At 69.6% G+C, this 22,946-nt stretch carries 16 protein-coding genes; 9 read left to right on the top strand and 7 right to left on the bottom strand.

The window, feature by feature from the left end; all coding sequences use genetic code 11:
• Position 1: 1 nt before the first annotated feature.
• The 4 genes from HDA39_RS11940 to HDA39_RS11925 all read right to left on the bottom strand — a co-directional run bounded on the left by HDA39_RS11940 (position 2) and on the right by HDA39_RS11925 (position 5,917).
• Positions 2 to 1,315 carry an MFS transporter gene (locus tag HDA39_RS11940; protein WP_184795288.1) on the bottom strand — a complete coding sequence of 438 codons (1,314 nt, stop codon included), beginning with the start codon at positions 1,313 to 1,315 and terminating at the stop codon, positions 2 to 4.
• A gap of 4 nt (positions 1,316 to 1,319) precedes the next feature.
• On the bottom strand, positions 1,320 to 2,645 hold the full coding sequence (gene phnA / locus HDA39_RS11935; protein ID WP_337925717.1) for a phosphonoacetate hydrolase: 1,326 nt from the start codon (positions 2,643 to 2,645) through the stop codon (positions 1,320 to 1,322).
• A gap of 97 nt (positions 2,646 to 2,742) precedes the next feature.
• Complete coding sequence (locus HDA39_RS11930) at positions 2,743 to 3,636, bottom strand: LysR family transcriptional regulator (RefSeq protein ID WP_184795286.1); 894 nt, start codon at positions 3,634 to 3,636, stop codon at positions 2,743 to 2,745.
• 85 nt (positions 3,637 to 3,721) lie between these two features.
• Positions 3,722 to 5,917, bottom strand: a complete 2,196-nt coding sequence (locus HDA39_RS11925) for an alkaline phosphatase family protein (protein WP_184795285.1) — start codon at positions 5,915 to 5,917, stop codon at positions 3,722 to 3,724.
• 180 nt (positions 5,918 to 6,097) lie between these two features.
• Here HDA39_RS11925 and HDA39_RS11920 point away from each other — a divergent pair, with 180 nt between their 5' ends.
• The 3 genes from HDA39_RS11920 to HDA39_RS11910 all read left to right on the top strand — a co-directional run bounded on the left by HDA39_RS11920 (position 6,098) and on the right by HDA39_RS11910 (position 11,743).
• Complete coding sequence (locus HDA39_RS11920) at positions 6,098 to 8,212, top strand: hypothetical protein (RefSeq protein ID WP_238356031.1); 2,115 nt, start codon at positions 6,098 to 6,100, stop codon at positions 8,210 to 8,212.
• A gap of 28 nt (positions 8,213 to 8,240) precedes the next feature.
• The gene (locus HDA39_RS11915; RefSeq protein WP_184795283.1) at positions 8,241 to 10,718 is read left to right on the top strand and encodes a glycosyl hydrolase family 95 catalytic domain-containing protein; all 2,478 of its coding nucleotides are present in this window, start codon (positions 8,241 to 8,243) and stop codon (positions 10,716 to 10,718) included.
• 74 nt (positions 10,719 to 10,792) lie between these two features.
• Positions 10,793 to 11,743 carry a TIGR03619 family F420-dependent LLM class oxidoreductase gene (locus HDA39_RS11910; protein ID WP_184795282.1) on the top strand — a complete coding sequence of 317 codons (951 nt, stop codon included), beginning with the start codon at positions 10,793 to 10,795 and terminating at the stop codon, positions 11,741 to 11,743.
• On the opposite strand, the gene HDA39_RS11905 is transcribed toward HDA39_RS11910, so the two are convergent.
• Positions 11,740 to 12,726 carry an LLM class flavin-dependent oxidoreductase gene (locus HDA39_RS11905; protein WP_184795281.1) on the bottom strand — a complete coding sequence of 329 codons (987 nt, stop codon included), beginning with the start codon at positions 12,724 to 12,726 and terminating at the stop codon, positions 11,740 to 11,742. The genes HDA39_RS11910 and HDA39_RS11905 overlap by 4 nt on opposite strands.
• A 178-nt stretch (positions 12,727 to 12,904) precedes the next feature.
• Here HDA39_RS11905 and HDA39_RS11900 point away from each other — a divergent pair, with 178 nt between their 5' ends.
• Genes HDA39_RS11900 through HDA39_RS11885 form a run of 4 tightly spaced genes read left to right on the top strand, consistent with a single transcriptional unit; the run spans position 12,905 to position 17,712 of the window.
• The gene (locus HDA39_RS11900; protein WP_337925716.1) at positions 12,905 to 13,612 is read left to right on the top strand and encodes a response regulator transcription factor; all 708 of its coding nucleotides are present in this window, start codon (positions 12,905 to 12,907) and stop codon (positions 13,610 to 13,612) included.
• A complete protein-coding gene (locus HDA39_RS11895) occupies positions 13,605 to 15,359 on the top strand; it encodes a GAF domain-containing sensor histidine kinase (protein ID WP_184795279.1) in 1,755 nt (584 codons plus the stop codon). The genes HDA39_RS11900 and HDA39_RS11895 overlap by 8 nt, the downstream gene beginning before the upstream one ends.
• Entirely contained in the window at positions 15,310 to 16,830 is a 1,521-nt protein-coding gene (locus HDA39_RS11890; RefSeq protein WP_184795278.1) for an AMP-binding protein, read from the top strand. Before HDA39_RS11895 ends, HDA39_RS11890 begins: the two co-directional genes overlap by 50 nt.
• A 30-nt stretch (positions 16,831 to 16,860) precedes the next feature.
• Positions 16,861 to 17,712 carry an alpha/beta fold hydrolase gene (locus HDA39_RS11885; RefSeq protein WP_184795277.1) on the top strand — a complete coding sequence of 284 codons (852 nt, stop codon included), beginning with the start codon at positions 16,861 to 16,863 and terminating at the stop codon, positions 17,710 to 17,712.
• A 47-nt stretch (positions 17,713 to 17,759) separates the two neighbouring features.
• On the opposite strand, the gene HDA39_RS11880 is transcribed toward HDA39_RS11885, so the two are convergent.
• Positions 17,760 to 18,344 (bottom strand): TetR family transcriptional regulator, encoded by a 585-nt coding sequence (locus HDA39_RS11880; protein WP_184795276.1) that lies wholly within the window; start codon positions 18,342 to 18,344, stop codon positions 17,760 to 17,762.
• A 93-nt stretch (positions 18,345 to 18,437) separates the two neighbouring features.
• Here HDA39_RS11880 and HDA39_RS11875 point away from each other — a divergent pair, with 93 nt between their 5' ends.
• Both HDA39_RS11875 and HDA39_RS11870 read left to right on the top strand, forming a co-directional pair.
• Positions 18,438 to 19,355: an alpha/beta hydrolase gene (locus HDA39_RS11875; RefSeq protein ID WP_184795275.1), complete on the top strand. Its 918-nt coding sequence runs from the start codon at positions 18,438 to 18,440 to the stop codon at positions 19,353 to 19,355.
• Positions 19,356 to 19,603: 248 nt separating this feature from the next.
• On the top strand, positions 19,604 to 21,691 hold the full coding sequence (locus HDA39_RS11870) for an alkaline phosphatase D family protein (protein ID WP_184795274.1): 2,088 nt from the start codon (positions 19,604 to 19,606) through the stop codon (positions 21,689 to 21,691).
• Here HDA39_RS11870 and HDA39_RS11865 read toward each other — a convergent pair.
• Positions 21,679 to 22,854: an alpha-D-ribose 1-methylphosphonate 5-triphosphate diphosphatase gene (locus tag HDA39_RS11865; protein ID WP_184795273.1), complete on the bottom strand. Its 1,176-nt coding sequence runs from the start codon at positions 22,852 to 22,854 to the stop codon at positions 21,679 to 21,681. The two genes, HDA39_RS11870 and HDA39_RS11865, sit on opposite strands and share 13 nt — an antisense overlap.
• Positions 22,855 to 22,946: the final 92 nt, after the last annotated feature.

Below are 22,946 nucleotides of genomic sequence, written 5' to 3'. Positions count from 1 at the left end.
TTCACCGGCGGATCGTCAGCGCCACCAGGGCACTGGCGACACAGCTGCCGGCAACGATCGGGAAGATGTAGCTGGTCTGTCCGGTGCTGTCCATGATGTGCCCCACCAGGGGTTCGGCGGCACCCGCGAACAGGTAGGAGAAGAAGTTGACGACGCCGGTCGCCGTACCGGCCATCCGCTTGCCGGCGATGTCCGGGCAGAGCGCCCAGAACGACGCCTGCGGGCCGTAGACGAAGAAGCCGGTCAGGAACAGGACGGCGATACCGGTGACGGTGCCGAGCGGGACGAGGAACATGACCATCGCGAACAAGGCGCCGAGCAGCATGAAGATCGCGATCGGCCGGTCCCGGCGGGACCCGAACAGGCGGTCCGAGACCTGACCGTTGGTGAGCGCGCCGACCGCCATTCCGACCGGCAGCGCGACCGAGATCCAGATCGGGTTGACCGCGCTGTCGCCGCTCTTCCAGTCCGCGCCGAGGAAGTACACCGGGACCCAGATCAGCAGGCCGTACCGGGCGGCGTTCTGGAACCCGATCGCGATCCCGGTGGACCAGATCCGTCCGCTGGACAGGACGGCGCGGTACCGGTCGATCGACCGTTCGCCGGCGCTCAGCTCCCGGCCGTCGGGCGCGACCGCGTCCTGCTGCTCGGTGAACGACCGCGGCGGCGTGACGCCGGCCTGCTCCGGGGTCTCCCGGGAGACGAAGTAGAAGGTGATCCCACCGACCAGCATCAGCAGGACGGGGACCCGGAAGATCCAGTGCCAGTCGAGGCCGAAGGTGTCGACGACCAGGGTCGAGGTCACGTAGGCCAGCACCGAGGCCATCCCGGCGGCGAAGGTGTAGAAGCCGAGGCTCGTGCCGCGTTCGCGCGGTGTCCACCAGTTCGCGATCACCCGGCCGCCGGACGGCCAGCCCATCGCCTGGGCGAACCCGTTCGCGCCCCAGGCGAGCGCGAGGCTCTTCGACCCGATCGCGAAACTCGTGCACCAGTTGAGGATCGTGGACAGGATCGCGCCCAGCGCCATGATCCGGCGGCCGCCGAGCTTGTCGGCCAGGTTGCCGTTGATCATCTGGCCGGCCGCGTAGCACCAGAGCAGGCCGCCGCTGATCGCGCCGAGCGTGGTCTTGCTCAGGCCGAGGTCGGCCTCGATACCGGGGATCGCGAAGCCGAAGGTCTGCCGGCCGGTGTAGAAGAACAGGTAGCAGAACATCGCGGACAGCAGCATCCGCCACTGCAGCCGCCGGAACCGTAGCTCTGACACGGGTTCCAGCGAGACGCCCACTTCGTCGGGGGACTTTCCGGTGATGGACATGGCGTCACACCTCAGCGGTCTGCGGGACGTGGGTGCCGGCCACCCAGAAGGCGTCGTAGTTGTGGAGGAGTCCCGCGGCGTCGAGGTCGTCGGGACGAGACAGCACCCGGTTGACCAGGAACGGGATGTTCTGTTCACCGAGCGCACCGTGGGAACGCAGCGGCGCGTCGAGCTGGGTGAGGTCGTGCCAGGCGGCGTACCGGCCCAGCGCCGTACCGGCTTCGGCCAGTACGACGAGATCGCCGATCCGGTCACCCGGCAAGGCGTAGCGGGAGGCCGCGTCGGCCCGGTCGTGCACGGCCTCGATCCCGTCGATCGCCCGGAGCGCCGAGGCGACGGCGTCCCGGTCGGCCGACGGCGGCAGGTAGACGCTGGCGAACGAACCGAGTGCACCGTGGTGCACGGTGTACGGATCGGTGATCGGGAGGATCACCCGCACGCCGTCCAGTGGCCGCGCGGAGCTCGCGCCGAGCAGGGCCTGGACCTCCTCCTCGACGTACACGACGTTCGGGCGGCCGTCGGGGCCGGACTTCGCGCTCATGCCGTGGTCGGCGGTCAGGACGACGATCGCGCCGAGTTGGTCCAGCTGCCCGGCGTACCGGTCGATCATCGCGTAGAAGTCGTTCGCGGTCTCGGTGCCCGGGGCATGCTTGTGCTGGATGTAGTCGGTCAGCGACAGGTACATCAGGTCGGCGCCGCGGCCGCGCAGGATCTCGACGCCCGCGGCCAGGGCGAACTCACTGAGGTCCGCGCTGTAGACCTCGGGCAGCGGCCGGCCGACGAGCGCGAGCACGTCGTCGATCCCGTTGTCCGCGATCGTTGCCTCGTCCGCCTTCTCGGCCGAGAAGCAGATCCCGTGCCGCCGCGGTTCGACGAACGCGCCACTGCCGTTCAGGTCCGGTCCGGCCTCGACCAGACCGGCACCGAGCAGCCGCCGCAGCTTGTCCTTGGCGGTGACCACGACCACGTCCAGCCCGGCCTCGTTCGCGGCGGCGAACAGGGTCGGCGCGCGCAGGAAGCGCTTGTCGTTCATCAGCACCTCCTCGCCGGACTCGGCGTCGAAGATGTAGTTGCCGCTGATCCCGTGCACGGCCGGCGGCCGGCCGGTGGCGATCGAGACGTTGTTCGGGTTCGTCAGCGCGGGCATCGCGCAGTACGCCGGCCACGAGGTGCCGCCGTCGGCCAGCATCTTGCTCAGCCACGGCATCCGACCGGCCGCCATCGCCTGCTCGTGGTAGTCCGGTTCGCTGCCGTCGATGCAGATCACCACGACCGGGCAGTCAGGGGTGGTGTACGTACGGCCGTTGACGCTGAACGTCGTCGCGGTCACGGAGTCTCCCGAGGGTCGTTCCAGTTGGACGGCCCCAGCGTGTCCCCACGGGCCTCGACCGGGTAGCCGGCTTCGGCTTATCGGGGCCATAACCCCGTCAGTGCGGCCATTCCGCGGTCGCCCGGACCAGGGCGGCGAAGGCTTCCTCGGGAGGTGTCAGGAGCCGGTCGGCCCGGCGTACGAGGGAGACCTCGCGGCTGGGAGGCGGCGGCTGGACGTCGAGGCAGACGAGGAAGCCGGCGTCGACCTCACGGCGTACGGCGTGCTCGGACAGGACAGCGAGGCCGAGCCCTTGCTGCACCGCCTCCTTGACCGTGTCGGGGCCCCACAGGTCCCAGGTCTCGACCTTGTCGAGGTTCCAGTCCCTGAGGCTCTGCTCCTGGAGCCGGCGCGTGGCCGAGCCCTGCTCCCGCAGCAGGAAGCGCTGCTCGGCGAGGTCGGCCGTCGACACCGGCCGCCCGGCGAGCGGGAATCCGGGGCCTGCGACGAGGACGAGACTCTCGGTCAGCAGCGGCTCGCTGACGAGCGCGTCGGCCGTCGGCGTGCCCGCGCACAGGCCGAGACCGACCTCGCCGAGCATCAGCCAGGATTCCACGGTGTCCTCGTTGCCGACCCGGATCTGGCAGGAGACCTTCGGCGCTCGAGCGGCGAACTCGCCGATCAGGCGCGGGACGAGGTACGTGCCGAGCGTCGTCGTACCGGCGACGACGAGCTGCCCGGCCTCCAGCCCGCGGTAGCCGGCGGCGGCGTGCTCCAGACGCTCGAGCAGGCCGAAGACCTCGCGAGCGTGGCCGACCACGACCGTGCCGGCCGGGGTCGGCTGCGCTCCGTGTGGTCCGCGCTGCACCAGGCCGACGCCGAGGCTGCGCTCGAGCGCGCGGATGTGGTTCGAGACGGCGGGCTGGCTCATGTAGAGCACCTTCGCGGCGGCCGAGAAGCTGCCTTCGTCGACCACACGCACGAGGATTCCGAGCTGGGTGAGACTGAGCATCGGGGCCGCCTTCGTCGGGTGCGCGGCCATCCTCGCACCAACGGGCGGCCCCCGCACGCCGGCGACCGGCGCACGGGGGGCGTGGTCAGGACACGGTGAGGGCAGGGGAGTCGATGGCCCAGTAGCCGTTGGCGCCGGACAGGTGCCAGCCGATGCGGACCTTGCCGGCGCCCTTCGGGGTCTTCAGCTGCAGGCGCATCGGCTTGCTGATGTCGAACCGGACGGTGTCGGCCGACCACAGGACGGCGGTGGTGCCGTTGTCGAACTCGGCGATCACCTCGGCCTTCTGCTCGCCGTCCGGCTGCTTGTAGTGGCTGGCGTACTCGACCGTGACCGTCCGGCCCTTGGCGCTTCGCCACGGTGACCACAGGGTCGAGTCGAAGGTCCCGGCCGGGTGGTTGGCGCTGCTCCACTCCTTCGCGTCGGCCACCGCGACGACGTCGCGACTGCGAACGAACGAGCCGCGGCCTTCACCCTCGCCGCTGGTGGCCCAGAACTCGTTGGTCATCAGGTTCCAGCCGCGGAACTCGGTGACGCCGCCCTCGACCGTGCCGGTCCGCGCCCAGCCGGTGGGCAGTCGCGGGGTCCAGCCGCCGGACGCGGGCGGCTTGGCGGGTTCGTCAACAACCGGACGATCGGCCTTGACCGTGTCGAAGGGATCGTTGCTCGGCGTACCGATCGGGATGCCGTCGAGGTTCCAGGCCGGATCGACCGGGACCCGCAGGTGCTCGAGGATCGTCGGGGTGACGTCGACCTGCCGCCACTCGCGGACCGGTGTCCGGCGGGTGATGTCGCCACCGCTCGCGAGGATCCAGCCGGTCCTGGTGGTGTGCTGGTCGCCGCCGTGACCCTGACCGCTGAAGCCGTGGTCGGTGGACACGATCACCAGCCAGTTCTCGGACTTGTACGTCGGCCGGGACCGCATCGCCTGGACCAGTTGGCCGATGTAGGCGTCCAGGTTCTCGATGGCCTGCACGTACTGCGGGGTATCGGAGCCGATGCCGTGCCCGGTCGCGTCGCCCTGGTGCAAGTAGGTGTAGACGAAGTCCGGGTTGTGCTCGGTCAGCGCCTCGATCGACGCGCTGGTGCTCTGGCGATCGGTCGTCTGGGCGTCCGGACCGGTCTGCTGCATCTTCACGTCGGGGGAGGCGATCAGGAACTGGTTCAGCGGAGTCCAGTCGAGCGTCGTGAAGGTGGACAGCGCGGGGTTGGCGCGTTCGAGGCGGGTGGTGACGTCGGGATAGTCGACCAGGTTGTTGCCGGCGAACGAGTTGTCCATCACCTTGTGCTTGTCCGGCCAGACCCCGGTGAGCATGTTGGAGTGCCCGGGACCGGAGTTCGTGCCGGTGATCGCGTTGTCGTGCAGGTACGACGGACCGAACTGGCCGACTTTCGCCAGCGCGTCGAGATGGGGTGTGTTTGCCTGTAGCAACTTGTCGTAGCGGACCCCGTCCACGTCGACGAAGAGCACCTTGCGCTGGCTGGTCCCGTTCGGCAGGTCACCCGGCCCGGGTTTGTGCGGCATCGGTGCTTCGGCTCCTTCGCGCGGCTGGTCGGTGATGTCGACGTCGTCGATCGCCCAGTACCAGTCGTTCTGGGCCTTCTCGACGTTCCAGGTGGCGGTCATCTTCCGCGCGCCGGCCGGCACCTTCACCGGTTGGGTCACGGTCCGGTTCTCGAGGTAGGTCTGGTCCCCGAGACTGCTGGTGCTGTACGTGAAGAGCTTCGTCCGAGGGCCGCCGTCGAAGGAGACCTCGAGACTCGCCTGCTGCGGGCCGGTCTGGCGGTAGCTGGAGTCATAGTTGACGTGGACCTGATTCCGACCCACGACGTCGATCGCCGGGGACGTCAGCGCGCTGTCGAAGATCAGCGTGTCGGTCGGGTTGTTCTTGTCGTCCCATTCGTCGTCATCGGCGACGGCCAGGACTCCTTCGGCCTTGGTGAAGTTCTCCCGGCCCTGGCCGGGGGCCGCGGTGGACCAGAACTGGGGCGTGGTGAACGACCAGCCGCGCCACTCGGTGACGCCGGAAGCGGTGACGACGGGTGAGGTCGTGACGCTCCAGCCGGCCGGGGCGGCGGGGGAGAAGCCGAGGACGTCGGCGGGGACACCGGTCTCGTCGGCTCTCGGCCGCAGTTGTGGAACGAGTTCGTCGAAGTTCTCGGTGACGAGGGTGGCGGTGGCGGTACCGCTGGTTGCGGTGGCAGGGGGTGGGGGAGAGGCCGCGACGGCCGCCGCGGCGATGGCGAGCGCTGTCAGTGCCGGAAGTACGCGTGGGCGCATGGCTCGGTCACTTCCTGGAGAGAGATGGGCCGATCAGATCGTGCCGACGCCCGGACGGCCCTGGGTAGATGGCTCTTCCGAATAGGGTCGATCAGCACAGGCTTGGGGTTATGGGGGTGTTGAGGATCTCGTATGTCCAGGGCGTTGCCGTCGGCAAGGCCCGGGAACGACCGTAGGCCCATGCCCAAATCCTTGGCGTCCGGAACCAGGCGCCGTCTTCGCTCCCTGTCCGCGGTATCCGCGACGACTCTCGCGCTCTGCCTTCTGCCCCAGGCCGGGTACGCCGTCCAGCAACCGGTGCGGACACCGGACTGCACGGTGGTGCCACCGGCCAACGAGCTCGACGAGTCTCCGGCACGCTGTGTCAGCGCCAAGATGTCGATCGACCGTGTCCCCGCTGTCGGTGAGTCCGCGACGGTGTCGGTCGCACTGAATGCCCAGGTCGAGATCGAGCAGGCCGGGTTCACCGTTCGGCTGCCGAAGGGGCTGCGGATCACCTCCGAAGGTTTCTCGGCGCCGCGGCAGCGTGGACTCGACACGGTCGCCACCAGAACCGTTGCTCTGGGCAAGGGGGAACGCACGCTGACCTTCACCGTGACCGCGGACGTCGCGGGGACGGCGCAGATCCAGGCGGACGTGTCCGACCTGTCCGCGCCGGCGGTCGAGCGAAGCGCCCATGCCACGCGGGAGATCACCGTCGGCGCGAGTGCCGCGACGTCGAAGGGACGGGTGGACGGCAGCCGATCGACGGCCCGTCGTACCGACGGATCGCTGGTGCCGCAGCGTCGAGCAGCGCGATCCGCCGCCGTGCCGGGCAAGATCTGCGCGACCGGCGAACTGACCTACGCCACCTACGACGGAGCCTGGCATCCGGGGCGGCGGGTAGCAGTCTCGGTGGTCGGCCGGGCCACGCCCGACGCCGCGCCGACGACGGTCGCCACCGGCCTGACGAGCGCGACCGATGGTGGCTACTCGCTCTGCTTCGCCCACTCCGGTGAGCCGATGGCCGCGCTGTGGGTGCGGTTCTCCACCCGTACCTCGTGGTGGGAGGTCACCGAGATGACGGGACAGGACCCGTACGTCGTCGAGGTCGCGCCGGTGACCGGCGTACCGGGCGGCAGTACGCAGGACTTCGGAACGACGTCACCGGACGCCCTGCACATGCCCGCGTTCGACGCCTTCGACGTGATCAACGACGTCTACACGATGCGTGGCTCGGGCAACCAGTGCTGGACGCGCGAGGAGACCATCGACTGCTCCCGGCTGAAGGCCAGGTGGGCTCCGGGTAACACGAACGGTGGGTACTACTCGACCGACGCCGCGGTCCGCGCCGTCTTCCTCACCGACGAGATGCCCGACGCGCGTCACCCGGTGGTTCACGAGGCCGGCCACAACCTTCAGCACCTGCTCTACAACTGGTACTGGCCCCGCGGCGACTGTCCTTCGCCGCACTCGCTGCACCGGGTGACCGGCGCGATGTGCGCCTGGACCGAGGGATTCGCGAACGCTGTCGCCGGTTACGCGATGGGCGACGGCCGGTACTACTACAACGTCACGGACTGGATGGATCTCCTGCAGACCGGTTTCCAGGACACCACCCAGGCGCCGTCCAGGACCAATCCCGACAACGGCGACGACGTCGAGGCCAGGGTCGCTGGGGCGATGATCGCGCTGTGGCGCGACCTGGACGGGGGACCGGGCCGCACGCTCGACAACCTGGACCGCTACCCGTCGGATTCCTTCGAGGAGTGGTTCACCGTCGACCGTGCCAAGTCCGGACTCGCGGTGAGCCGCAGGTCGCGGGACATCGTGTACCGGTACACGATCGACTACCGCGAGGGCAAACGCCGCGAGTCGGTCCGCAACGGTGGCCTGGAGGATCAAGGAGCCGGCTGGTCGTGGACCGGTGGCGCGGTCGGCAACTTCGGGCTCGCCCGCAGCGGCCGGTACTCCGCCTGGATGGGCGGCAACGGTGTGGCGAACGAGGACATCTTGAGCCAGACCGTCAAGGTGCCGGCCAAGGGCACGAGCGTGCTGGAGTTCTACCTGCGGATCAACAGCCAGGAGCCGACCACGGCCAAGCCGGACAGTCTTCAGCTGCAGCTCGTGACGGGGAACGGACCCACCACCGTCTACACCTGGTACAACACCGACCGCGTTCCTTCTTACGCCCACCGGGTGATCGACGTCAGCCGCTTCGCCGGACAGACGGTCACGCTCCGGTTCGTCAGCACCGAGGACCAGGGCGAGCAGACCGACTTCCTGCTCGACGATCTCGCGCTGACGACGTCCTGATCCGACCGCCCACCCGAGAGGACGACCGATGACCACTTCAGGACAGAGCTCTGATCCTGTTCGGCCCTTGCTCGACCGGCGCCGCTTCCTGCAGGCGGCGGGCATGATCGGCCTGGCCGCCGGGTTGCCGGCCTTCGCGCCGCACCCGGCGGTGGCCAGGCCTGCCGGGGACCGGCCCGTTCCCGACAGCCAGGCACTCCGGATGTGGTACCGGACCCCCGCCGCCGAGGCGAAGATGATCGAGGAGGGCCTGCCGCTCGGCAACGGACGCCTCGGCGCTCTGATCGGCGGCGGACCGGACGACACCGCGTTGTTCGTCACGGATGCCACGGCGTGGACAGGCGGCGTCAACTCCACTCTCGACGCGGCCGGCCAGTTCCCCTACAACGCTGAGGAGTTCGGGTCCTTCCAGCTGCTCACGAAGGCGCGGGTCCGGCTCGACGGCCACACCCCGGCCGCCGTCGAGGACTATCGCCGCCGGCTGGATCTCAGCAACGGCGTCGTCGTGACGACGTACCGGTGGAACGGGGTGACCTACCGCCAGGAGGCCTTCAGCAGTCACCCCGACGACGTCATCGTGCTGCGGCTGACCTCGTCGGCTCCCGCCGCGATCACCGGGGCGGTGACGCTGGAGGGAACCAGGGACGAGTCCGTCACCGCCGTCGCGCGAGAGCAGCGGGTCGAGCTGGTGGATGACCTGGGCAACGGATTGCGGTACGCCGCGACCGCGGGCGTCGCCACCGTCGGTGGCCAGGCGGGAGCGAACGGGACGGCTGTCACCTTCACCGGCGCCGAAGAGGTCGTCGTCGTGATCAGTGGCGGCACCAACTACCGGCCCGACTCGTCGATCGGTTACCGCGACAGTGCGTTGGACGTCGCCGGACTGGCGCGGCGGAAACTGCGGGACGCGCTGGACGTGCGAGGAGAGCGGCTGCTCGCCACACACGGCGCCGACTATCGTCGTGCCTTCGACACGTTCTCGCTCGACCTCGGCGCCTCGACGGACCAGCAGCGCGCTCTGGACACTGCGGCCCGGCTCGCCGCGCGGGACGTGCCGGAGCCGGCTCCGGACCCGGAGTTCGAAGCGCTGTACCTGCAGTACGCCAGGTACCTCACCATCACCGGCTCGCGCGGTGGGCTGCCGACCAACCTGCAAGGACTGTGGCTCGAGGGCAACAATCCGGCCTGGTTCAGCGATTACCACAACGACATCAACCTCCAGATGAACTACTGGCCGACGCACCGCTTCGGCCTGGCCGGGTTCGCCGAGCCGCTGCTGAACTACTGCCTGGCGCAGCTCCCGGAGTGGAGCAAGCAGACCCGTGAGCTGTTCAACGATCCCCGCAACAGGTTCCGCAACAGCTCGGGGCGGATCGCCGGCTGGACCGTGGCGATCTCGACGAACATCTTCGGCGGCAACGGGTGGTGGTGGCACCCGGCCGGCAACGCCTGGCTCTGTCTGGAGTTGTGGCAGCACTACGAGCACACGATGGACCGTCAGCACGTCAGGCGCATGATGCCGCTGCTGCGCGGTGCGGTCGAGTTCTGGGAGACCCGCCTGATCGAAACCACGCTGGGCGACGGCACGACCGTCCTCGTGGCCGACAAGGGATGGTCACCGGAGCACGGTCCGCAGGACGGGATCGGCACCACCTACGACCAGGAACTCGTCCACGCGCTGTTCGGGCACTTCGTCGAGGCTGCCCGCCTGCTGCAGACCGATGGCGAGTTGGCCTCGCGTGCACAAGCGATGCGGGACCGGCTGTACCTGCCGGAGGTCAGCCCGACCACTGGCTGGCTGCAGGAGTGGATGAGTCCCGACAATCTCGGAGACGCCCAGCACCGGCATCTGTCCGGCCTGGTCGGCTGGTACCCCGGTGACCGGATCCGTTTCGACAACCAGCCCGCCGAGTACGTCGAAGGGGTGCGCAAGCAGCTCGAGGTCCGTGGGTTCGAGAGCTTCGGCTGGGCGGTCGCCTGGCGCGCCGCGTGCTGGGCGCGACTCAAGGACTCCAATCGTGCACACCTGTGCATCTCCGGTGTACTGCGCCAGCCGAACGGGCGACTGGGCGGATCGGCCATCAACCTGTTCGACGTCTACAAGACCGACGGCTACATCTTCCAGATCGATGCGAACTACGGGGTCGCCGCCGCGATCCTGGAGATGCTCGTGCACGCCAAGCCCGGCGTGATCGACCTGCTGCCGGCCGTTCCCGCGGTCTGGAAGGACGGCAGCGTGAAGGGCATGGGAGTCCGGGGCGGATTCACCCTCGACATGACCTGGAAGAACGGTCGGCCGGCAACAGTCACACTGCACAGCACCGGCGGCACCAGAACCGAGCTCCGCGTCGGAGACTGGAGAAAGACGATCACGCTGCGACCCGGGCGGTCGGTGACCGTGCGGCCGCAGGGAACGCCGTACCCGCCTCCACCAGCACCTGCATCGCGGACCAAGGCCGTCAACGCCCACAGCGGCCTGGCCAGGGAGGTCGACGGCGGAAGCTGACGCAAGACGGCACCGGCGTCGATGGCCTCTGACCGACGGCAACGGCGTTGCGCGGGCCTGGCAGGCTGGTGGTTGTGGGAGACCAGTTGCCGTTGCTCGGGTTCGGGTTGCCGGTGTCGGGGAGTTGGGCGACGCCGGCGACGATGATCCGGGTCGCCCGGCGTGCCGAGGCGCTCGGGTACGCGTCCTTGTGGACGTTTCAGCGCGTTCTCACCCCGGTCGCGGCAGAGCTGCAGGATCCGGCGGGCCGCGCGGCCGACGATCCGGCGTACCAGGCCGTTCATGACCCGCTCGTCACGCTGGCGTACGTCGCTGGGCACACCGAGCGGATCGGGCTCGGGACGGCGACCGTCTGCGCGCCGTTCACCGCGCCCGCGCTGCTGGCCAAGGCGATGACCTCGTTGGATCAGCTGACAGCCGGCCGGTTGACCGTCGGGCTCGGAGCGGGGTGGTCGCCGCAGGAGTACGCCGCGGCCGGCATCCCGTTCGCACGGCGAGGTGCGCGGATGGACGAGTATCTGCGCTGTCTGGAGGCCCTGTGGACACAGGATCCCGTCGAGTTCGCCGGTGAGTTCTACACGGTGCCGCGATCGCACGTGGGTCTGAAACCCGTTCAACGACCGCACCCACCAGTCCTGCTCGGCGGTACGGCGGAACCGGCGCTCCGCCGGGCCGGCCGCCTCGCGCAGGGCTGGATCTGCGGTTCCGGGCAAGATCTGCGCCGGATCGAGGAGCCCATCGCGACAGTGCGTGCCGCCGCGCGGGCGGCCGGACGCGATCCGGAGGCGGTTCGGATCGTCGTACGGGCCGTCGTCGACCTGGTCGACGAGGATCCCGGCGCGGGCCGACGGACGTTCCACGGGACCCGCGACCAGATCCTCGGCGACCTGACCGGGCTGCACGCCCGAGGCGTCACCGAGGTGTTCTTCGACCTCAACTTCTCGCCCCGCGTCGGATCTCCCGCCGTGGACGCGGAGGCGGCGACCGCCGAGGCCGAACTGGTCCTCGACGCCTTGGCGCCCTAGGCCGCGTCCACCTTGGGCATGATCTCTTCCTTCAGGCGCTTGAGGTCGTCGAGCGTCTTCGAGACCGGTACGTCGGCGAACGGCGGCCACAGCAGCGGCATCGTCAGCCCGGCCTCCTTGTACCGCTTCAGCATGTCGGTGATCTGATCGGCGGTCCCGACCAGGATGTTGGACGCCTTGCCGTTGTCGGTCTGGTCGACCTCGGCGTCGGTGATCGTGAACCAGATCATGCTGCACAGGTCGAGGTCGTCGACCGACTTGCCGAGCTCTTCCAGTTCGCCGCCGATCGCGGTGCGCCACGCGGTGAGCTCGCGCGGGGTGTCCTGGATCCCGATCCAGCCGGCCAGCCCGTACTTGGCGACCCGCCGGGCCGAGCGCTTCGGGTCGCGCAGGCCGCTGAAGTAGATCGGCGGGTGCGGCTTCTGCACCGGCTGGTGCCCGAACCCGCACGGGTCGAAGTCGGCGAACTCCCCGTGGTACTCGAAGGTCTCGTTGGTCCAGATGCCCTGGCAGATCTCGATCGTCTCCCGCACGTGGGCGTGCCGGCGCGGGAAGATGTCCGTCGCGCTCGACGCGGCGAACTCCTCGGGCATCCAGCCCGACCCGACGCCGACGTTCAGCCGCCCGCCGGACAGGTGGTCGATGGTCGCGCACTCGGCGGCGAAGACTCCGGGGGACCGGTACGGCGTGTCGGTGATGCTCATCCCGATCCGGACCTTCTCCGTCCGCGCGGCGAGCCAGGGCAGCAACGGCCAGCCCTGGAACCACTTGCCGCGCGACTCGACCGGGAGCTGGGTCGGGAACTCCTTCATCATGCCGAAGGAGTACTGCAGCTCACCGCGGTCGGACGCCTCCGGTACGACGACGCGGTCGAGGGTCCAGACCGAGTCGAACTCGAGCTCCTCCGCGAGGTCGGTGAGATCGGCCAGTTCCTGGACCGTCACGTGGTTGCGGAACGTCGGCAGGTACAGTGCGAGCTTCATCGGGGACAACGCCTCCTCTGCGGTCGGTGCGCGAAGGGGTCCTCCACGCCGTAGACGATGCGGTACACCGTCAACGATGCGGTGCGGCGTCTCACAGGAAACCCAACGAAGTCTCAACGGACGCTCAACGCGATTTGCTGTCCGGATGCGCCCGCCGGGTCTGGGTCATGATGGTCGGGTGGCCGAACTCTCCAGAACCGTTCTCGTGGTCGACGACGCGGCCGCGGTCCGGACGGTCGTGCGCTGGCAGCTGGAGTCCGAGGGGTACCAGGTGCTCGAGGCCGCCGACGGAGAGCTCGCGCTGTCGCAGATCGCCGACCGCCGGCCGGACCTGGTCGTGCTCGACCTGTCGCTGCCGAAGGTCGGCGGGCTCGACGTACTCCGGCGGATCCGCCAGGACGAGAGTGACGGCGGCGAAGGTCTGCCCGTGATCGTCCTGTCGGGCCGCGACGGCGAGTACGACCGCATCCTCGGGCTGGATCTCGGCGCCGACGACTACCTGGTCAAGCCGTTCTCGCCCGGTGAGCTGGGAGCGAGAGTGCGGTCGCTGCTGCGCCGGACCCGCTCCAGCGCGTCCGGTACGGCGACGCACGGGCCGGTGTGCCTCGACATGTCCGCCCGGACCGTCACGATCCACGGCGAAGCGGTCGAGCTGACGGCCAAGGAGTTCGACCTGCTCGCCTTCTTCGTCGCCCACCCGGGGACGGTGTTCACCCGGGCCCAGCTCCTGAACCGGGTCTGGAACAGCCCCGGGTGGCTCGGCCAGGCGACCGTCACCGAGCACGTTCATCGGCTGCGTCGCAAGCTCGAGACCGGCCCCGGCCGGCCGGAGTGGATCAAGACCGTGCGCGGTGTCGGCTATCAGCTGGAGGCCGCCAATGGCTGACCTGCACGCGCTCGACGACCACGCGGACCTGCTGGGGCCTGACGACATCGCCCAACTGCTCACCCACCACAGCCAGGTCCTGCAGCAGATCGCATCCGGTACTCCGCTGCCACAGGTGCTGGACGGAATCACCGTCGCCCTGGAGCAGTTGATCTCGGGCAGCCGGTGCTCGATTCTGCTGCTCGCGCCGGACGGAGCAACCCTGCAGCACGGCGCCGCACCGAGCCTTCCCGCCGAGTACTCGGCCGAGGTCGACGGCATCGCCCTCGGACCGACCGCCGGCTCGTGCGGCACTGCTGCCCACAGCGGTGTTCGAGTGATCGCCGCCGACATCACCTCCGATGACCGCTGGGACGATTTCCGGGCGCTGGCGTTGCCGCACGGACTGCGCTCTTGCTGGTCGACTCCGATCCTCGGAGCGTCCGAGCAGGTGGTCGGCACGTTCGCGGTGTACCACGACTATCCCCATACGCCGGACCGCCGGGAGCTGCAGCTGGTCGATCGGTTCACCTACCTCGCCGCGGTGGCGATCGACCACGCCGCGCTCTACGGAGCGTTGGCCGACAGCGAGGAGCAGTTCCGGCGGCTGTTCGACGACAACGCCGTCGGGATGGCGCTGATCGGTCTCGACGGTCGTCTCGGACGGACCAACGACGCGCTCGAACATGCTCTGGATCGTGACGCCGCGGACCTGGACGGGGTGCGGTTCGAGAGCGTCCTCGACACCGGATCCGTTCGGCCGTGGCAGGAGGCCTGGAGCGCCGTGGTGTCGGGGGAGACCGAAAGCACTTCGCTGCAGGTGGACCTGATCGCGACCCATGGCCGGGCCTTGACGGTGATGGCGACGCTGTCGATGGTGCGGGGGCACCGTGACCTCCCGAGGTTCGTCAGTCTCAACGCTCTCGACGTCACCGCACGGCTGGTCGCGCTCGAAGATCGCCGGGCGCGGCGCGAGGCCGACATCGCGCGCAGCACCGCCGAGGCCGCCAGCCGCGCCAAGTCGGAGTTCCTGACCACCTTCGGGCACGAGCTGCGCTCGCCGCTCCAGGCGATCATCGGGTTCACCGAGCTCTTCGGGACCCTCGAGCTGGACGACGTCCGTCGCCGTGAGGCCCTCGGTCACATCACGGGAGCCACCAGCCAGCTGCTGGCCATGGTCGACGATGTCCTGGACGTCTCCCGGCTCGAGGCGGGGCGGCTGCCGGTCTCCCTCGCGGACACAGCGATCGGGGCGGTCGCGCGGGAGGCGGCCGAACTGCTGCGACCGCTCGCCGACCGGCGGTCGATCACCCTCGACTGCGACGGTTCCCTCGACGTGTCCGCGTGGACCGATGCCCGGCGGCTTCGTCAGGTCCTGATCAACCTGATCTCCAACGCCGTCCGGTACGGCGCCGAACGCGGCACGATCTCGCTCCGCTGCGAACCCATCGAGGCTGACACGGTGACCATCGTTGTCCACGACAACGGTCCTGGCATCCCCGCCGACCTTCTCGACCGGCTGTTCGTCCCCTTCGACACTCTCGGTGCCGAAGGCAAGGACGGCACCGGACCCGGCGTGGGGGTGGGCCTGATCGTGGCTCAGGGCCTGTGCGAGGCGACGGGTGGCGCGCTGACCTTGACCAGCGATCCGGGCCAGGGCACGACCGCGCGGGTGACGCTGCCGCTGGCGGAGCCCTGTCGATCAGGAGGTGGTTCAGGTGAATCTCGCGTCGTGGGTCGAACGCAACGGCCGCCGGCTGCGGAGTGAACCGGCGATCGCCGAGGGCACTCAGGTGCACGCGACGTGGGGTGCCTTCGCTGCCCGGGTCGCAGCGATCGCGGGCGGGCTGTACGGCGACCTCGGGCTGGCTGCCGGTGATCGGGTAGCGATCGTGATGCGCAACCGGCCGGAGTACCTCGAAGCGCAGTACGCCGCCTGGCACGCCGGCCTCGTCACGGTTCCGGTCAACGCCCGGCTGCACCGCGACGAGATCGCGTACATCCTCGACCACAGCGGGGCGAAGGTTGTGGTCACCGACGAGGAGCACGCCGTGGACGTCGTACCGCTGATGGACAGCGTCGAGGCGCTGCAGACCGCCGTACAAGCTCCGGGTCCGGAGTGGGATCGGCTTGCTGAGGCTGCGGCGATCCCTCTGGTCGACCGGGCGCCTGACGATGCGGCGTGGCTGTTCTACACCAGCGGTACGACCGGCCGGCCGAAGGGTGCGACGCTGACCCACGGCAACCTGCTGATGGCGTCGCTCAGCTACTTCGCCGACATCGACCAGGTCGAGTCGACCGACAGCGTCCTGCACGCCGCGCCGCTCTCGCACGGCTCCGGGCTGTACGGCCTGCCGCACGTGGCGCGGGGAGCGGTCAGCGTGATGCCGGGATCGAGTGCCGTGGACGGCGCCGAGCTTCTGGCCATGCTGCGCAGGTGGCCCGGGATGTCGTTCTTCGCCGCGCCCATCATGGTGAAGCGGCTTGCCGGCGACGCGGCCCTCGCCGGTGCCGACCTCTCAGAGCTGAAGACGATCATCTACGGCGGCGCCCCGATGTACCTGGCGGACCTCGAGGAGGCCTTGGCCGTCTTCGGCCCGCGGCTCGCCCAGATCTACGGCCAAGGCGAGACGCCGATGACGATCACCGCCTTGTCGAGGACCGACCACGCACACCGCGACCATCCCCGGTGGCGGGATCGCTTGCAGAGCGTCGGTTTCCCTCGGACGGACGTCGAGGTGCGCGCCGTCGATCCCGAAGGCGTGGAGGTGCCGACCGGCGAGGTGGGCGAGGTGGTGGTTCGTGGCGGCGTGGTGATGGCCGGGTACTGGGACCAGCCCGACGAGACCGCGGAGACGTTGCGCGATGGCTGGCTGCACACCGGCGACCTCGGCAGCTTCGACGACGACGGGTACCTCACCCTGCGCGACCGGTCGAAGGACCTGATCATCAGCGGCGGGATGAACATCTATCCCCGCGAGGTCGAAGAGGCGCTGCTCCGCCACCCGGCCGTGGCAGCAGCAGCCGTCGTCGGCCGTCCGGACCCCGAGTGGGGAGAGGCCGTGGTCGCTTTCGTCGTCGCCGCCGGCGGCGACACCCCGTCTCCCGACGAACTCGGCCGCACCTGCACCGAACACATCGCCCGGTTCAAGCGTCCCAAGGAATACCATTTCGTGGCGGCCCTACCGACGAACAACTACGGGAAGGTCCTCAAACGCGAACTCCGCGACCGGCTGTAACCGTCGGCCCACCGGAAGGATCTGGTCACCGTGCGCCTGATCAGGACGACGACCGTGGCGACCTTGGCCTGTGCCGGTCTGCTGGTGTCCGGATGCTCGGACGACGGAACGCCGGGGACGGTGGCCTCGGAGAGCGCCAGCACGCAACCCACCGAGTCGTCACCGTCCCCGACACCCTCGGTCGACCTCCAGCCGCTGGGCGAGCGGTGCGGTCAGACAGCTCAGCAGGACGCCACGACCGCCCGCGTGGTGAAGGGGAGTGGCGACGTCCAGTTGTACGGCGTCGGAGCCGGCAGCGGCCGTCTCGGTGTGGTGCTGGTGCACGGCTCGGGATCGCGGGGCGTGTGCAACTGGGCCGGTGAGATCGGCTGGCTGGCGAAGGCCGGCCTGAACGTCGTCGGCTACGACCAGAGCTGTGTCGGGTCGAGCACCTGCGCCGGCGACGTCCGGCCGGTCGAGGATCTCCTCGCGGTGGTCGGCGATCTGCGCCGGCGTGGAGCGACCAAGGTCGTGGTGGTCGGCGCATCGGCGGGTGGCTCGTTGCCGCTGGTCGCCGCGGTCAGGCCCGACTCCGGGATCGCTGCCGTGGTCTCGCTTTCCCCCGCTAACGTGGCGATGCCGATCGGTACGGCGGACGCACCGGACGCCACCGCGCTGTCGGTCGCGCGGAGTGTCCGGCAGCCGGTCCTCTACGCCCTGGCTCAGGACGACACGGCCTCGACGGTGGCAGAGATGAGATCCCTGAGCACTGCGACCAAGGGCTCCCGCCTCGTCCTGCTGCCGGCCGGGTCGGGCCATGCCCAAGAGGTTCTCTACGACACCACGGGGCAGAAGCCATCCGCCTTCCGGCAGACCTTCCTCACCTTCCTCCGCGCGGTCTGACCGTCAACTGCACCTGACCGCGCAGGCTTGAGCTTCTTCGTGGGGCCCTAGCGCGTGATTCCGCCGTACACGAAGGCGGTGAGGGTGCTGACGTTTCCCCGGGGACGGCCGGTGCCTGGTTGGAAGGTGGTGTAGCAGTAGCTCTCCAGCAGGCCGACCACCATCTGCGCGAGTACGGCGGACTCGCCGACCGGTTGGCCGAGGTGCGCCCGGAGCTCCTTGATGTGGACGCGCCAGATGGCGACGTCGTTGGCGCGGACCCGGCGCTGGATGACGGCGAACTCGGGGTCGGACGCGGCGGCCTCCTGGATGGCGATCATCTCCGGGAGGTACTCGCGGTACGAACGCCAGTACGCCTGCACGTGGTCGCGGACATCCTGCTCGGTGGTCATCGTGTGGCCATGGCCCGCCGTACCGGCGACGCGGTGGTGGCGGGCCTGGAGGAAGTCGTCGGCGAGCGCCTTGAGCACGGCGGCCTTGGAGGGGAAGTAGCGGTAGATGCCACCGGCCGCCCGGCCGGCCTCGGTGGTGATGTCGGTGACTTTCGTCGCCGTGTACCCCTGCCTGGCGAAGACCCGGCGGGCGGCCGCCTTGAACTCCTCGGCCGTGCGGTCGGACTTCGAGAGCGTCACCGGCCGAACCTCCAGAAATGAAAGTGATGTCACTTTCACCGTAGACTATCGTGGGTCCACAGGGAGACGAAGGGCACCAGTGTGAAGCTCACGATGCGTTTGATCACCACGCTCGCCGCGCTGGGTGGGCATCCGATCCGGTTCTCCGCGGTCGCGGCTCCGGACGGGGATCCCGGCAGCACGGTGATCGCGCCTGATCCGCGGGCGCGGATCGGGCGCGTCCGTGGTGTGCGGGCGACGAAGGGCATCCCGTACGCGCCGAAGCTCCGGATGGACGTGCTGACACCAGAGGGGAGTGGTCCGTACCCGCTGGTGGTCTACCTGCCCGGGGGTGGGTTCGTGTCGGCCCGTCGGCAGATGGCCGCCAAGCAACGACGGTACGTCGCCGCGGCCGGGTTTGTTGTCGCGAGCATCGATTACCGGACGACCTCGGTCGGCGCGACGTACCGCGACGGGCTGGCGGACGTCGCCGCGGCGCTCGAGTTCCTGCGCGCCAACGCCGCCGAGTACGGCGTCGACCCCGGCAAGGTCGCGGTGTGGGGCGAATCGGCCGGTGGTTACCTGGCCGCGATGGCCGGGACGGACCCGGCGAACAAGCTCGGCGCGGTCGTCGACGTGTTCGGCGCCTCGAACCTGGCGACGGTCGCGGACGGCTTCGACGCGGAGACCGTCGCCTACTACACCAGTGCCGGATCGCCGATCCCGGCGTACATCCTCGGTCCGGACCGCGCGCCCGCCGACTACCCCGACGAGATGCGGCAGGCCGATCCGGCGAGCCGGGTCACGGCCGAGACACCGCCGTTCCTGCTGCTCCACGGCGACGACGACCGGATCATCTCCCCGTCCCAGACCGCCCGCCTGCACCAGGCCCTGCTGCGGGCCGACGTGGAAAGCACGCGGTACGTCGTCAAGGACGGCGGCCACGGCGAGCTGTCCAACCACCCGGACCTGTGGACCAGCATCGACCTCATGGACCGGGTCGTCGCGTTCCTTCGCGCCCACCTCGACTGAGCCGACTTCGTCGACGCCGCCGTCGAGTCCCTCGCCTAGCTCTGGAACAGCCGGGCGACTCCGAAAGCGAAACGGGCGTCGAGCTTGGTCTTTGACCTGCCGCGGGGTCCGGGTCGTGGTTGTTCGAACAGCGGTGGGAGTCGTTCACGCGAGGGTCGAGTGGGATCCCCGTGATGGGTGGTGGAGGTGTCAGCGGGGAGCGGCAGGGTCGGGGGTTCTGATGGCTCACGACTTCACCGGAGGGGCTCATGACTGACAGCGATCCGCGTTCGAACGCGACTGTGGGGCGGCGCGTACTGCTCGGAGGGGGTGCGGCGACCGCGGTGTCGATGGCCGCGATTCCGGCGGCCGCGCGGCCCGACGGACCTGTGCGGGCCGCGGTGATGGAGTTCGCCGACCCGTGGACCAAGGGCACCGGGCTGGCGGCCTTGCTGCGGGCGGCCGGCGTCGAGGTGATGACGCTCGATGTCACGAAGCCGCCGAGTGGGCAGCTCCTCGGCGGGCGTCGCGTCGATCTCATCGCGTTCGGTAGCTTCGTCAACAACGATCCGGCGTACGCCGCGTACGTCGGCCAGGAAACGGAAGGACTGCGGGACTTCGCCGCCCGCGGCGGGGTCGTGCTGGAACTCGCGCAGTCCGACCAGTTCGGCGCCTCGGTCGCCTACCTGCCCGAAGGGATGAGCGCTCGCCGGGCCGATGCCGATCACGACGCGATCTACCCGACCGACCGTTCCCACCCGCTGGTCAAGGAACTGCGCACGAGCAACGGCCTGCTCTTCGATGGTCGTGACACCGCGATCCGGGTCAGCTGGGAGACGCTCGTGTCGAGCCTCTCGATGCGAGTGCTGATGGGAACGTCGGCGAGTGGACTGCCGCCCTGTCTGCTCGAGGGTGCTCACGGCCGCGGACGGTTCCTGGTGAGCAGCCTGACGGTCGACAAGGTGTACGACGCCGCCGGTACGAAGACGATCCAGCCTGAGCTCGCGGTCGCCGACAGCGTGGCGTTCTTCACCGCGGTCGCCCGGTACGTCGGCCTGGTCCGCACGGGTGCCGCGCCGGTGGTCGTCCCGACACCGGTTCCGACCGAGCCGGCGACCGGACCGCTCGTCGGGCACGTCGAGACCGACCAGGCACGGATCTGGGTGCGGCCCGGTGCCGATCACCAGACCGTGACCCAGTGGGAGTGCAGTGTCCGGAGTTCGTCGGGCGCCGTGCGGGTCGCGACCGCCCGGTTGTCGCCGGCCAACGACCACACCGTCGTCTTCGACGTCCGCGGCCTGCGCGCCCGTACGGCGTACACCTACCAGATCAGGCCGCGGCGCTTCGCGGGCGAGTTCGCCCCGCTGACCGGCTCGTTCACCACCGCGCCGGCGCCGGGTCAGCCGGCCGTCGTCACGATGGGCCTCGGGTCCTGCGCGCCGTCGGACCCGAACGACGTGTGGACCAGGATCCTGACCGAAGGCTGCGACAGCTTCGTGATGCTGGGCGACACGCCGTACGTCGACTCCGGTGACCTCGAAGTTGCCCGTAGCAAGCACCGGGCGTTCCTGAAGGTGCCGCAGCTGGCCGAGCTGGTCAGGAGCCGGCCGATCTGGGGGACGTGGGACGACCACGACTTCGGCGGGAACGACCAGCACGGCGACTTCGCGGGCAAGAAGAACACCCGGCGCGCGTTCGTCGACTACCGGGCGAACGCGACGTTCGGGCACAACGCCGCCGGCGAGCGGCTGACCACACGCGAGGAGGGCAACGGGGTCTACACCTCGTTCCGCCGTGGGCCGATCGAGGTGTTCCTGATCGACCCGCGGTGGTTCAGCCGAACCGAACCGAGCTGGGCGGACCCGGACCAGCCGACCTGCCTCGGCAGCCTGCAGTGGCAGTGGTTGCGTGAGCGGCTGCGCCGCAGTACGGCGCCCTTCAAGGCCTTGGCGACCGGGATGATCTGGGACGACAAGCAGAACTCCGAGAAGGACGACTGGGGCACGTACTCCTACGAGCGCGACGCGATCCTCGACTTCATCGCCGCCGAGAGGATCCCGGGCTGCTTCCTGATCGGTGGCGACATCCACGTGTCACGAGCCCTCGACTACGGACCGCGGGTCGGCTACGACCTGTGGCAGTTCATCGTCAGTCCGTTGCACGCGAGCACGATCCCGAGCCTGAACGTGCCGCATCCGGCGCTGGTGCACAGTGCGGTCGAGCCTCACGTGTTCCTGAAGCTCGTCGCGGACACGACCGTCAGCCCCGCGACCCTGACCGCGACCTGGATCAACCGGGACGGGCGGCGCATCTTCGAGGTCCGTCGTACCGCGACCGAGATGGGTCACCCGGCCTGATCGAAAGGCCCGTGCACAGCCCGTACGACGGGCCACCGGCCGCCGATGTCGGCGAGCAGCAGATGGGCGCGGCGCCCTGCGACCAGGGCGCCGCGATCCGTCAGCCCGGCCACAGCCGCCGGGCCGGAGGTGATCAGCCCCACGGCCGCGGGCAGGTCGGCGATCCCGCGGTTGACGAGCTCGGTCGCCGCCGGGAGCAGTGCCGACGGCAGGTAGTCGGACGTCAGGGCATCGACCAGACCAGCGGCAACCAGCTCGGCCGCGGAGACGTTGCCGGCGTGGGATCCGCCCCGGAGGACGTTGACGGCTCCTGCGACGACGAGCAGCTCGTGCTGCCGGGCCGCTTCGGCCGCGGCCACTGTGGTCGGAAATTCGGCGACAGTACCGGCGGACGCGCGGAGCCTCTCGATGTCGGAGGCGTCGGCAGGGTCATGGCCCGCGAGTCTGATCCTTCCGGCGCCCGCGAGCTCAGCGAGCCAGCGCAGGCTCCGGTCTCGCTGGTCGAGCCGGTCGTCACGATCGGCGCGGAGTTCGGCGACGTGCCGGCGAGCGTCGTGCGTGGTGAATCCCTCGGCCTCCATCAGCCACTTCTCCATGGTGGCCGGGTCGGCGTACTGGCCCTGGCCGGGGGTGTGGTCCTCGTGTGAGACCAGCGGCGTCGCTTCTGGCAGAGCGTCCAGGCGGTCGGCCAGGCGTCGTACGCCGCCGGGACAGCGGATGTCGAGCCGGTGCAGCACCCGGTGGTCGACGCCGGCCGCGGAGTGGTCCAGCAGTGCGTCGTACACGACGTCCTCGCGTGGCGACTCGATCGGTATGCCGACCGCCGTCCGGTCCTGGAACGCGATGCCGTGGTAGGCGGTGGTGATCCCGGCGGCGGTCAGTTTCTGCTCGACCGACCGGAGGGCGAACCCGGCGGGGAGCGCGGCACCGGGGCGAGGCCGGAACTCCCGGGTCAGGGCGTCGCTGTGCACGTCGACGAGCCCGGGGAGGCAGAGTAGTCCGCCGCCGTCGAGGTCGGCTCGGGCACCCTTTGGATGAGGTCCGACGGCCACGATCCGGCCGGCTTCGACGACGATCCGCGCGTCGTCGACGACGCGGTCGGGGAGGACGGCTCGGACGTGGCCGAGCACGTAGGCGGACGGTGTCCGCACAGGCCAGGTCATGGCGGCTCACAGTGGTGCGAACAACTGAGCAACAGGTGAACAACGAGTTCACCGGCCGTTCAGCTGTCCGGTCGGGGCCATTCCGAACCGGC

The organism is Kribbella italica (assembly GCF_014205135.1).
In the GTDB taxonomy this organism is placed as follows: domain Bacteria; phylum Actinomycetota; class Actinomycetes; order Propionibacteriales; family Kribbellaceae; genus Kribbella; species Kribbella italica.
The sequence above is the reverse complement of the archived record's forward strand: the minus strand, read 5'-3'. Positions and strand labels throughout refer to the sequence as shown.

Excerpts from the sequence above, each read along its gene's own strand:
- HDA39_RS11940 (WP_184795288.1), bottom strand. The coding sequence starts at position 1,315 with ATGTCCATCACCGGAAAGTCCCCCGACGAAGTGGGCGTCTCGCTGGAA.
- HDA39_RS11930 (WP_184795286.1), bottom strand. The coding sequence starts at position 3,636 with ATGCTCAGTCTCACCCAGCTCGGAATCCTCGTGCGTGTGGTCGACGAA.
- HDA39_RS11925 (WP_184795285.1), bottom strand. The coding sequence starts at position 5,917 with ATGCGCCCACGCGTACTTCCGGCACTGACAGCGCTCGCCATCGCCGCG.
- HDA39_RS11920 (WP_238356031.1), top strand. The coding sequence starts at position 6,098 with ATGCCCAAATCCTTGGCGTCCGGAACCAGGCGCCGTCTTCGCTCCCTG.
- HDA39_RS11915 (WP_184795283.1), top strand. The coding sequence starts at position 8,241 with ATGACCACTTCAGGACAGAGCTCTGATCCTGTTCGGCCCTTGCTCGAC.
- HDA39_RS11905 (WP_184795281.1), bottom strand. The coding sequence starts at position 12,726 with ATGAAGCTCGCACTGTACCTGCCGACGTTCCGCAACCACGTGACGGTC.
- HDA39_RS11895 (WP_184795279.1), top strand. The coding sequence starts at position 13,605 with ATGGCTGACCTGCACGCGCTCGACGACCACGCGGACCTGCTGGGGCCT.
- HDA39_RS11875 (WP_184795275.1), top strand. The coding sequence starts at position 18,438 with ATGCGTTTGATCACCACGCTCGCCGCGCTGGGTGGGCATCCGATCCGG.
- HDA39_RS11870 (WP_184795274.1), top strand. The coding sequence starts at position 19,604 with ATGACTGACAGCGATCCGCGTTCGAACGCGACTGTGGGGCGGCGCGTA.
- HDA39_RS11865 (WP_184795273.1), bottom strand. The coding sequence starts at position 22,854 with ATGACCTGGCCTGTGCGGACACCGTCCGCCTACGTGCTCGGCCACGTC.